This window comes from Lactococcus formosensis (assembly GCF_037892375.1).
Taxonomy (GTDB): Bacteria; Bacillota; Bacilli; order Lactobacillales; family Streptococcaceae; genus Lactococcus; species Lactococcus formosensis.
Map to the genome: position 1 here is coordinate 1,497,006 of NZ_CP141721.1, position 12,651 is coordinate 1,509,656.

10 protein-coding genes are annotated in these 12,651 nt (G+C 38.0%); all 10 read left to right on the forward strand.

Going from position 1 to position 12,651, the window contains the following annotated elements:
• The first annotated feature begins 2 nt into the window (after positions 1-2).
• The 10 genes from VNN39_RS07305 (at position 3) to VNN39_RS07350 (ending at position 12,622) form a co-directional block, all read left to right on the forward strand.
• Positions 3-845 (forward strand): DegV family protein, encoded by an 843-nt coding sequence (locus VNN39_RS07305; protein WP_096368129.1) that lies wholly within the window; start codon positions 3-5, stop codon positions 843-845.
• A gap of 227 nt (positions 846-1,072) precedes the next feature.
• On the forward strand, positions 1,073-2,599 hold the full coding sequence (locus VNN39_RS07310; protein ID WP_339006999.1) for a YfcC family protein: 1,527 nt from the start codon (positions 1,073-1,075) through the stop codon (positions 2,597-2,599).
• Between the two features lie 48 nt (positions 2,600-2,647).
• Entirely contained in the window at positions 2,648-3,991 is a 1,344-nt protein-coding gene (locus VNN39_RS07315; protein ID WP_338997273.1) for a M20 family metallopeptidase, read from the forward strand.
• Positions 3,992-4,176: 185 nt separating this feature from the next.
• Entirely contained in the window at positions 4,177-5,373 is a 1,197-nt protein-coding gene (locus VNN39_RS07320) for a CCA tRNA nucleotidyltransferase (RefSeq protein WP_338997274.1), read from the forward strand.
• Entirely contained in the window at positions 5,370-6,764 is a 1,395-nt protein-coding gene (locus tag VNN39_RS07325) for a C69 family dipeptidase (protein WP_338997275.1), read from the forward strand. Before VNN39_RS07320 ends, VNN39_RS07325 begins: the two co-directional genes overlap by 4 nt.
• Before the next feature lie 173 nt (positions 6,765-6,937).
• Complete coding sequence (locus VNN39_RS07330) at positions 6,938-8,782, forward strand: glycerophosphodiester phosphodiesterase (RefSeq protein WP_338997276.1); 1,845 nt, start codon at positions 6,938-6,940, stop codon at positions 8,780-8,782.
• A gap of 94 nt (positions 8,783-8,876) precedes the next feature.
• Entirely contained in the window at positions 8,877-10,727 is a 1,851-nt protein-coding gene (locus VNN39_RS07335; RefSeq protein WP_338997277.1) for an ABC-F family ATP-binding cassette domain-containing protein, read from the forward strand.
• A gap of 150 nt (positions 10,728-10,877) precedes the next feature.
• Positions 10,878-11,717, forward strand: coding sequence for a thymidylate synthase (locus VNN39_RS07340; RefSeq protein WP_213432663.1), 840 nt, complete (start codon positions 10,878-10,880; stop codon positions 11,715-11,717).
• Position 11,718: 1 nt separating this feature from the next.
• Complete coding sequence (locus VNN39_RS07345) at positions 11,719-12,180, forward strand: GNAT family N-acetyltransferase (RefSeq protein ID WP_213496150.1); 462 nt, start codon at positions 11,719-11,721, stop codon at positions 12,178-12,180.
• A 16-nt stretch (positions 12,181-12,196) separates the two neighbouring features.
• Positions 12,197-12,622, forward strand: coding sequence for an ASCH domain-containing protein (locus VNN39_RS07350; RefSeq protein WP_017370143.1), 426 nt, complete (start codon positions 12,197-12,199; stop codon positions 12,620-12,622).
• The last annotated feature ends 29 nt before the right edge of the window (positions 12,623-12,651 follow it).

Genomic DNA, 12,651 nt, shown 5'->3' on the forward strand with positions numbered 1-12,651 from the left:
TTATGAAATTAGCTATTATTACAGATACTTCGGCAGATTTTGCCGAACAATATAAAAATCGAGACGATTTATTTGTCTTGGAAATTCCCATATCTATTGAGGGAAAAGAATATAAACCAAGTGAAATGACACATCAAGAGTGGTATAAGTTGATGGCTGCAACTTCGGAGGCACCTAAAACATCACAACCAAGTATTCTTGAATTAGAAGAATTACTGCGAACACTAAGACAAGAGGGCTATACTCATGTTTTAGGTGCTTTTTTGAGTTCAGGAATTTCAGGTTTCTATCAAAATGCATTTTATCTACAAAGTGAATTTGAAGATATGGTGGTTAAGTTTCCTGAAACCTTTATTACTTCTAGCCCACTCGGCTATATGATTGAGACAGCGTTGGATGCGGCGGATGCTGGGAAGTCATTTGACGAGATTGTTGCGCGGTTTGAATATCAAAGAGAAAATGACAATGCCTTTATGCTTGTGGATGATCTTCACTGGTTGGCTAAAGGCGGGCGCCTTTCAAGAGGAGGAGAACTTTTAGGGACACTCCTCAATATAAAACCTATTTTACAGTTTTCAGAAGATGGTAAGGTTGTCGTATATGACAAGGTGCGTACAAGCAAGAAAGCTGTGTCAGAGCTGAAGAAACTTATGCTTGCGAACAGTGATCCAAAGTCGCATAAGGTGTATGTCCTCCATGCTGATGCGGAAGATCGCGCAAAAGATCTTTATGATTTTGCCAAGACTCATGGCTATGACGATGTCGAAATTGTAACATTTGGACCTGTTATTGCTACCCACCTTGGTTTAGGTGCTATTGCTTACGGATTTTCACCTAAGAAATAATTTATTGTATAAAAATTAATTTTGAAAAGAGAAGGAAATATTTTAGTCATTTCTTCTCTTTTTTTTGTATTTTATTAAATTGTTATTTTTAAAGAAGTGTAAACGCAACCATATAAACGTTGAGAAGTAATTGTCCAATTTTTTTCAAGTTTTGTTTGACTTTAAGTTAAAAAAATATTAAACTAAAGTTGTAATTATACGCATAAATATACATTAGGAGGTATATAATGGAAGCAAAAACTGAAAAGAAAAAATTCCAAATGCCATCGGCATACACGATTCTTTTCATCATCATTGTTCTTATTGCAATCTTGACATGGTTTATTCCAGCAGGGCATTACAAAGTAGATGATGCAGGTAACATTATTGCTGGTTCATTTACGCAAGTAGCATCAAACCCTCAAGGCATTTGGGACATGCTTATGGCTCCCGTCAATGGGATGTTAGGTATTGAAGCAAATGGAAATGTACCTGCTACGCCAGCAGCAATTCCCATCTCATTCTTTATTTTAATGGTAGGTGGCTTTTTAGGTGTAGTGAATAAAACTGGTGCACTTGAAGCAGGTATTGCTTCGATCGTTAAGCGTTTCAAGGGCAAGGAGAAGATGCTGATTCCAGTCTTAATGATTCTCTTTGCACTGGGTGGATCAACCTATGGGATGGCGGAAGAAACATTGGCTTTCTATGCTTTGATCATTCCTGTCATGATTGCGGTTGGTTTCGATACGGTCGTGGCTGTTGCTATCGTTTTAGTGGGCTCACAAGTCGGCTGTTTGGCATCTACAGTGAATCCATTTGCTACAGGTGTAGCTTCTCAAGCAGTTGGTATTTCCATGGGACAAGGTATGGGACTTCGTTTCTTCATGCTAGTTGTACTCACAGGTATTTCAATTCTCTATGTTTATCGTTATGCTTCAAAGATTGAAAAAGATCCCACAAAGTCTTTGGTATATAAAAATCGAGAAGCTGATATCCAACATTTCGACATTGCTTCTATTGAAAAACAGGAAAATATTACGCAACGTCAAAAATGGGTAAATGTTGTCTTCTTCGGAAGTTTTGTCATTATGATTATGTCACTTGTTCCATGGGACATGTTGAACGAACATTTTACTTTCTTTAACGACTTTACCACTTGGTTAACTTCAATCCCAGGTCTCGGAGTTGTTCTTGGTAAGAGTATGGTACCTTTTGGTGCATGGTACTTCCCAGAAATTACAATGCTCTTCATCGTCATGGCCGTTGTGGTTGCTTTCGTTTACCGTATGAAAGAGTCAGAATTTATCTCTGCCTTCCTTGAGGGGGCATCAGACATGATCGGTGTTGCTATCGTCGTAGCTGTAGCACGTGGGATTCAGGTTGTGATGAACAACGGAATGATTACAGATACAATCTTGCATTGGGGTAAACAAGGACTTCAAGGTCTTTCCTCAAGTCTATTTATTATCTTAACGTTCATCTTTTATCTGCCAATGAGTTTCTTAATTCCATCAACATCAGGGCTAGCTGCCGCTACGATGGGAATTATGGGCCCAATGGGCGAATTTGCCAATGTTTCAAAAGATTTGGTCATTACAGCTTATCAATCTGCATCAGGTATTTTGAACCTGATTACACCAACATCTGCCGTTGTTATGGGTGCACTTGCTATTGCACGTTTCAACATTGGGACATGGTGGAAATTTATGGCGAAGTTGATCGTGATCCAGTTGGTTGTGATTATGGTTATTCTTGGTGTTGCCGCAGTATTATAAAAAATGAATAAAAAGCTTTCCATCGGGGGAGCTTTTGTTGGAGGTCATATGAAAACTTTTATTACAGACAAATATCAAACAGCAGCTGTGCAATCAATTGGACGTTTAGTCAAACATGCATCTGTATTAGACGAGAGTGATTCTGGGGTAGGTCATCCTTTTGGTAAAAAAGTTTTAGCTGCCTTAGAAGAGGTCTTAGAACTTTGTCAAGAATTAGGTTTTAAAACCTTCCAAGATCCTGAAGGTTATTATGGCTATGCTGAGATTGGCGAAGGCGAAAAACTTTTTGGCTTACTTTGTCACATGGACGTCGTACCTGCAGTAGATCAAGCAGGTTGGGAAACTGATCCTTTTGAAATGGTCGAACGTGATGGCCTTTTAATTGGTCGGGGAACACAAGATGATAAAGGTCCAAGTATGGCTGCACTATATGCAATAAAAGCTTTGATAGATGCAGGTGTAACATTTGACGGACGAATTCGTTTTATCTTTGGAACAGATGAAGAAACACTTTGGCGTTGTTTGGATAAATATAATGAAAAAGAGGAAGCAATCACTATGGGCTTTGCTCCTGATTCTCATTTCCCACTTAACTATGCCGAAAAAGGCTTACTTCAAGCTTACCTTACTGGACCTGGAACAAATGATTTCGAATTGCATGCGTCTGGCGCATTGAATGTTGTACCCGACCGTGCGTCTTACACTTCGGACAAAATAACAGAAGTAAAAGCTGCCCTGACAGCACATGGTTTTGATTATGAAGAAACAGAAAAAGGGATTTCGGTAAAGGGAAAAAGCGTACACGCGATGGCTGCACCAGAAGGAGCAAACGCAATCCTACGGTTGTCCATTGCCTTGTCTGAAGTATTTGACTTCAAACCCCTGGATTTCTTGGGTAAACTTGTTCAGGAAAATGCCACAGGTGAAAATGTCGTGGGTAAAGTTATGGACGAGCAGTCCGGCGAATTAACCATGAATTTCACAGATGTTGAAATCACTCCTGAACATACAAAAATTGGTGTGGATATGCGTATCCCTGTAACTGTTGATAAAGATGAACTTGCTGCAAAGCTTGCCGTTCAAGCAGCAGAATACCAACTTGAATATAAGCAATATGATTGGTTAAATCCTCTCTATGTGCCGGTAGAAAGTGAACTTATCCAAACGCTTCTTGCTACTTATCGTGAAATTACAGGAGATATGACGGAGCCGATGGTTTCTGGAGGAGCAACCTTCGCTCGGACGATGCAAAATTGTGTGGCCTTCGGAGCTATGTTCCCTGATACGCCAGATTATATGCACCAAGCAAATGAACAATGGGCAATTACAGACTTGCGTAAAACGATGGAGATATATGCTGAAGCTATCTACCGCTTATGTGGAGTGAAGTAATCAACTTTCATAAGAAAAAATGATTCACGAAAGAATCATTTTTTTTTACAAGAAGAGCTTGAATAAGCAAATGCTTTTTAGTTTTTAAGCTTTGCATTTTCATTGCTAAGCTGCACTAAATTTTTTTATCTTTAAAAAATCTACTCAGCGACTCTTTTTCATCCGAAAAGTGCTAAAATAGAAGTATGAAACTAGAGAATTTGCCGTCAGAATTTGTAAAAGCTTTGCCGGTTTTGGAAAAAATACAGGCACATGGTTTTGAGGCTTATTTTGTAGGAGGAAGCGTTCGTGATGCGCTTTTGCAAAGGTCAATCCATGATGTGGATATTGCAACCAGTGCTTATCCAGCTGAAACCAAAGCCATATTCCCGCATACTATTGATGTGGGAATTGATCACGGTACTGTGTTGGTCTTAGCTGGTCAATCTGAAGCTGAACATTATGAAATTACAACTTTCCGTACAGAGAGCACCTATACAGATTATCGCCGTCCAGATTCTGTAGATTTTGTCCGAGAACTTTCGGAAGATTTAAAACGGCGAGACTTTACGATTAATGCCTTTGCTATGGATACTGAAGGAGAGATTATAGATTTATTTGATGGCCTTTCCGATTTAGCTGGGTCACGCTTACGGGCTGTTGGAATTGCAACGGAACGCTTCAATGAAGATGCGCTTCGGATTATGCGTGCAATGCGTTTTGCTGCAACTTTAAATTTTAATGTTGAAGAAGAAACATTTAAAGCCATGCAAGCACGAGCCCATCTTCTAAGCAAAATTTCTATTGAACGTATCTTCATTGAACTCGACAAGTTGCTTCTAGCTAAAGATTGGAAAAAAGGCTTGGAAATATTGCTTGAATCGGAAGCTTATACTTTCTTGCCTGATTTGCAAGAAAAAGCAATCCACGCTTTGATTCAAACTCTAAATTCGGACTTTACTTTTGCAAATTCAGCTCAGGCTTGGGCTGCGCTCTTAGTCCATAGTGGTCAAATAAATGTAAAAACTTTCTTGAAAAAATGGAAGGTGTCTAATGACTTTATCAAATATGTGCATGATTTGACAGAAGCCTATAAGCTCGAAAGTTGGAGCTTAGAGAGCATTTATCGCTATGGGTTAGAAAAAGCCCTGCTGGTTGATCAGCTAAAAGTTGCTGCAGGGCAAGATATTGATTGTGAGCAGGCTTATATCTATGATGCTAAGCTCCAGATACATAGCAAGTCAGAGCTCGCAGTAACTGGTAATGACATTATTCAAACATTTAATATCAAGCCAGGTCCGATTTTAGGGAAGCTGCTACATCAGATTGAAGAACAAGTCGTTAACAACCAATTAAAAAATGATAGAAACAAAATTTTAATATATATTAAGGAGATTCTATGATTACTCGTAAACAAGGTTCATGTACTACTATTTTGGTGGGGAAAAAAGCCTCAATTGATGGCTCAACCCTTATTGCTCGTAATGATGACGGACATGAAGCACTAGATCCACAACGCTTTGTTGTTGTTCAACCAGACGAACAACCGCGTCATTATAAAGCTGTATTAAGTGCTTTGGAGTTGGACCTTCCAGAAAATCCAATGCGTTATACAGCAACACCAAATGCTGTTTTAACAAGCGGGACTTGGGCTGCTGCAGGGATTAATGCTGCAAATGTTGCAATGTCAGCAACAGAAACAATTACAACCAACCCACGTATCTTGGGACTTGACCCTTACAATGAAGAAAGTGGTATGGGGGAAGAAGACTATGTTACTTTAGTCTTACCTTACATTCACAGTGCGCGTGAAGGTGTTGAGCGTTTAGGTGCTCTCCTTGATCAATACGGAACATATGAACCTAACGGTATTGCTTTTGCTGACAAAGAAGAAGTGTGGTGGTTGGAAACGATTGGTGGTCATCATTGGGCAGCAGTCCGCATTCCAGATGATTCATACGTGGTTGCACCTAATCGTATGAACATTGATCATTTTGATTTTGAAAGTGAAGATACACTTTGTTCAAAAGATTTGAAAGCATTGATTGATGAAAACCATCTTAATCCAGATTTTGAAGGATACAATTTACGCCATATCTTTGGCTCTAGCACAGTAAAAGATAGTGTATATAATAACCCACGTACTTGGTATGGTCAAAATGCTTTGGGAACTCCAAGTGATGATCCTCAAAATCCAGAATTACCATTCATCTGTAAAGCTACACGTAAAATTTCAGTAGAAGACATGAAATTTGTACTTTCAAGCCACTTTGAAAATACTGAATTTGATACTTACGGTACAACAAATACACCAGAACAAGCACAACTTTTCCGCCCTATTGGGATCAACCGTAATCACAGTGTCCATATTTTACAAATCCGTAATCATGTTGATGAAAAAATTGCGGGTATTCAATGGTTGGCATTTGGAGCAAATACTTTCAACCATGTCGTTCCTTTCTATACAAATGTTGAGGATACACCAGCATGCTACCGTGATGCAACAGCTACATTTGATTTGAACAATATGTACTGGCTCAGCTGTACAGCAGCACTACTTGGCGATACAGATTACAGTAAATACGTTGATTTACGAGACACTTATGAATTGGCAACTGTTGGTAAGTTCCGTGAAATCCAAAATAAAACGGATAAAGCAGGAGCTGCGGCAGATCCACAAGCAGCAAATGAAGAATTGGCAGCATTTGCATTAAAAGCAATGACTGAAATGCTTGGACGCATGGTAATTTCAGGTTCAAATCGTATGAAGCTTCGTTATGATTTCAACGATTAATTCCGATAAAAAAGCACTTGTGTGCTTTTTTTTATGCTCTATACAAAATACTAAAAACTGTCTATCCTATAAATGAGTTTAAAGCAGGTTCTTAGTATTCAAAACAGATTGTGCTAAAATAAAAAGAAGAAATTTATCTTACATTTTAATTTATTAAAAAGAAAGCAAGGAAAATGCGTAAAACATTCCAATCAACAAAAGACTTTTTTAAAAATACGTTTCATTATTTTGGTCCCGTCATCTTTTTTCACCTCTTACTTTTACTCGTTGTAGTTCCGACATTAACAGCGACCACTAATTTTTTACTTCATCGTAAGGAGATTGATTATCTGGCTTATGATAATGTGCTCTCGATTTTCAGTCAACATCCACTCACAGCGTTTGCTCTGATTGGAATTTTAGTACTGATTGTAGTTTCGGTATTCTTAGAATTCACTTTTCTAACGATACTGGTTCACTTTGTGAAGCAAAAAGAAAAAGTTACAATTCCTGAGTTACTTTATGCAACATTTTCACGGTTGCGACATCTCAGACCTTCTCTTATCTTATTTTTCTTGTTTTATTTTATGTTAGTTTTGCCTTTAAGTGGTTTTGCCAGCGGTATAGACATTATTTCCGCTATTCAAGTGCCTAACTTCATCTTGGAGTTTATTGCAACTAACAATTGGTGGCTGTTGACAGCCTACATTTTACTGACTTTATTATCCATGTTTATTGGATACCGTCTAATTTTTGTTCTGCCGCTCATGATTTTGCAGCAGAAAAAACTTAGGACCTCATTGAGTGTCAGCTGGCAGATGAGCAAAGGAAAATTTAAAGTTTTCTTTTTCCGCTTTATAGCAATTTTCATCAGTTTACTGGCTTCTTTCTGGGTAATCAGTCAACTCTTGATTCTGTTACAATCTACAATAGATCATCACATGCCCCAATTGGCTCTAGCATCAGCGACAGTGATTATGTTTATAATCCAAGTTTCGGCTTTATTACACATGCTTTTGTCACTGATTTTGATTTTCTATGTGGTTATTAATTTGTTAGAGGAATTAACACCAGAAGAAATCTATGTAGAGCTAAAAGCTTTTCAACTATTGCCTAAAGGTTGGCGTTGGGTAAGCCGAAGTTTATTGGGGTTTTTCACAGTTCTATTTATTGCGCTTATTGGTGTTTTTAACGTTTATTACCTCAGCCAGGATACCTTGTCAAACCCACTTATTATTTCACATCGTGGTGTGTCAGAGAAAAATGGTGTCCAAAATACAATCCCCGCCTTGATTGAAACTAGCCAAACCTATCATCCAGATTATGTTGAGATGGATGTACGTGAAACAAAGGACAAGCAATTTGTTGTCATGCATGATGAAAATTTACGTCATTTAGCTGGAGTGAACAAGAAAGTAAATGAATTGACTTTAGCTGAACTCACCAAACTCACTGTCCGAGAAAACGGTAAATCTGCCCCTTTACCAAGCTTTGATGAATACTTGAAAGCAGCTGATAGGCTTGGTCAAAAATTACTGATTGAAATTAAAATCCCGCTTAAGGAAGATGTCAATGCAGTAAGTGAAAATTTCTTGCAACGTTATAAAAAGGATATCGAAGCAAAAAATCATCAGGTGCAATCTTTAAGCTTTGATTTGTCACGGAGCTTAAAAAGACATGATTCATCTACTTTTGTCTCTTACATTATGACCTACAACCTTATCGGAGTACCGAAAAGTAACGTCGACGCTTTTTCTGTTGAAATATCAACATTGGATTCGGAATTTGTAGAAAAAGCACATGATTATGGGAAAAAAGTATACGCTTGGGATGTCAATGATGCCAATACCGTACAGCGTATGCGTCTGTATGATGTCGACGGCTTAATCACGGATGATATACCGGTAGTCAAGAAAACTATCGAAAATACGCAAAGCGGTATGAGCTTTGCACAGAAAATTCGCATTTACTTATTAGACTTAGGAAATGCAGATTTAACAGATTTAAGTTCAGATAGTTTTTCTAGTTTTAATGTTTGATAAGAAAGGCAAAGGGCTAAGGCTCTTTGCCTTTCTTAACTTGTGCTATAATAAATAAGAGTATTCAGAGAAAAAGATAGGATTTAGATAAAACATGGCAGATTTTTTAGTATCAGAATTAACAAAAAGCGTGGGAGATAAAACACTTTTTGATAAAATTTCATTTATTATACATAACCTCGATCGCATAGGGCTATTGGGCACAAATGGTACCGGTAAAACAACCTTGCTTAATACGATTGCGGGCGTTCAAGGTTTTGATGGAGATGTTTCTCCATTTACTTACCCTCAAGATTATAAAATTACCTATTTGACTCAAGAGCCAGATTTTGACGATACGGCAAGTATCATGGATACTGTTCTGGATGATTCACTCCCCCAAATGAAGGCCATAAAAAGATATGAAGCTGCACTTTTAAATATTGAAGATTTAAGCAAATTTGAACGTGCCCAATCTGACATGGATGCTTTAAATGCTTGGCAAGTAGAAGCAGATGTGAAAACAGTTTTAACAAAACTCAAATTGCCAGATTTTTCTTCAAAGATAGGATCGCTTTCAGGAGGACAAAAGCGCCGTGTGCAATTAGCCCAAGCTCTTGTGAATCCATCTGATTTACTTTTGCTGGATGAACCGACCAACCACCTTGATGTGGATACTATTGCTTGGTTGCAAAACTATCTCAAAAATAGTAAGAGAACAGTGCTTTTTGTGACACATGATCGTTATTTTTTGGACAATGTGGCGACGCGTATATTTGAGCTAGACAAGTCAAAACTCAAAGAATATCAAGGGAATTATCAAGATTATTTGGCGCAACGTGCTGAAGCAGAGGAACGTGAAGCTGCAAGCTTGCATAAAAACCAACAGCTTTACAAATCAGAATTAGCTTGGATACGTAAGTCTCCGCAAGCACGAGCAACTAAACAACAGGCACGTATTGACCGTTTTGAAAGCTTAAAAGAAGATGTACGTACAGATAAAGACTTGGGTGATGTAGACATCAGCTTGGCGACGACACGTTTGGGAAAAAAAGTCATAAACTTTGAAAATGCAGCATTTGCATTTCCTGATCGTCCCATCTTTTCTGACTTGAACTGGATTGTACAGAATAAAAGTCGTGTTGGTATCGTAGGTGATAATGGTGTAGGTAAATCAACCTTGCTCAATATTATCGCTGGAGAACTTGAGTTGACGTCAGGAACGATGGATATCGGTGAGACTGTTAAGATTGGATACTTCAGTCAAGAAATACGTGGACTTGAAGAGGATAAACGCATCATTAATTTCTTGGAAGAAGTAGCTTCAGCTAGCCAAAATACAAGCGGTGAGACAATTTCGATTGTTAATCTTTTGGAACAATTCCTCTTTCCGAGAAGCACACATGGGACTTTGATTTGTAAACTTTCTGGTGGTGAGAAGAAGCGCCTTTACCTCTTAAAAATATTATTAACACAACCTAATGTTCTGCTCTTGGACGAGCCAACCAATGATTTGGATATTGCAACTTTGACAGTTTTAGAAGATTTTCTTGCAAAATTCCCTGGCGCTGTAATAACCGTAAGTCACGACCGTTATTTCCAAGACAAGGTTTCCAATGAGCTTTTGGCTTTTGAGGATGGAAAAATCAACCATCTTTTTGGTGCTTATAGTGACTACTTGGCGACAAAAGTGGTAGCTCCTGTTGAAGTAGCAGCTCCGAAAGTTGATACACGCGTACGCGAAGATGCAAAACCAAAGATGACTTGGGCCGAGAAGCAAGAATGGGCAACGATCGAAGATGACATTGCAAAATTAGAAGAACGAATAGAAGAAATTGATTCTGAAATGAACGAAAATGGTTCAGATGCTGGGATGCTTTCTACTCTTCAAAAAGAATTAGATCAAGTAACGACAGAACTTGAGGCGAAATACGAGCGCTGGGAAATGCTCAGCGAAAAAGTATAAAAGCAAGCGAAAAGCTTGCTTTTTTTGTTACTTTCTCTTTCTTTTTTTAGTGATAAAATTTCTTGAAGAGGGTGGAACTAACCTTTAAAAGTTTATTTATTAATATGGTATAATGTTAGTCATAATAAAGTGAAATTAAGAGAGGGAAATATGACCTACGCAGACCAAATCTTCAAAGAAAATATCAGTAATATCCTCGAAAATGGTGTGTTTTCAGAAAACGCACGTCCAAAATATAAAAATGGCCAAACAGCCAATAGTAAATATATCACAGGATCTTTCGTCACTTATGATCTTGAAAAAGGCCAATTTCCTATTACAACTCTTCGTCGTATTCCTATCAAGACAGCAATTAAAGAACTCATGTGGATTTACCAAGATCAGACAAGTGCACTTGATGTTCTAGAAGAAAAATATGGTGTAAAATATTGGGCTGAATGGGGTATCGGTGACGGTACCATTGGACAACGTTATGGTGCAACAGTCAAAAAATATAACATTATCGGTAAGCTCATTGAGGGCTTAGAAAAAAATCCATGGAATCGCCGTAATATTATTAATCTTTGGCAATATGAAGATTTTGAAGAAACGGAAGGACTTTTGCCTTGTGCATTTCAAACGATGTTTGACGTAAGACGTGAAGCAGATGGACAGATTTATCTTGATGCAACCTTAATTCAACGTTCAAATGATATGCTTGTGGCTCATCATATTAACGCAATGCAATATGTGGCTTTGCAAATGATGTTGGCTAAACACTTCAGCTGGAAAGTTGGCAAGTTTTTCTACTTTGTCAACAACTTACATATTTACGATAATCAATTTGAACAAGCGAATGAGTTAATGTCACGTACGGGTTCAGAAAAAGAACCACGCTTGATTTTAAATGTACCAGATGGGACGAATTTCTTTGATATTAAACCAGAAGATTTTGAACTGGTGGATTATGAACCTGTTACTCCACAACTCAAATTTGATTTGGCGATTTAAGATGAACTGTCGACATTATCACTCAAAAGATTACGCTGAGATTGTTGATTTGTTTTATACGACAGTACATACAATCAATGTTGCTGATTATTCTAGAGAAGAGTTAGAAGCGTGGGCGCCATCGGATAAGTCTGATTTTTGTATGGAAAAACAGCTGGCAGAGAGTTATTGTTTAGTTGTCGAAGAAAGCGGAAAAATTTTAGGCTTTGCCAATGCAACAAGCAGAGACACATTCGATTGTCTGTATGTTGATAAGGATTATCAGAAACGGGGTGTCGGACATCTCCTTGCCAATAAGATTGAACAGTATTGTAAGGAGCAGGGGGCAGAAATAATAAATGTTGATGTTTCCTTAACTGCTCTATCTTTCTTTGAACAACGTGGTTATGTGATTTTAAACCAACAAGTCGTTGTACGACGTAACCAATATTTAAACAATTATAAAATGCAATTAAAGTTATAAAAGACTGGAAGGAAAAATGTACGAAAAATTTATCGCAGAGGCTAATCTAAATCCCGACAACTTCGGTGGTGCCTGGGCTTTTGGGAATAATCCTCAAATGGCTGATGAGTTATTAGAACTTGTGCTTGAAGGGAAAAAACGAGCAACAGCAAGTGCATTGTCTCAGTATGGGCCAGATGATTTTTTACCTGCTGTTGACGGAAGGTATGAGATTTTACTCGATGGTAAAGGGAATCCACGTGCCGCGATCCAAACAAGCAAGGTCTACATCACTAAGTTTAATAAGGTAACGGTAGATCATGCTTTTAATGAAGGAGAGGGAGATAGAAGCTTATCTTATTGGCGGCAAGTACATGAATCCTTTTTCCGAGAGTTGGATTGCTTCGCACCAGATATGGATATTGTCTGTGAGGAATTTGAAGTCTTATATAAAAGTTCGTAAAAGGCGAACGATATTCAAAAAAGATATTA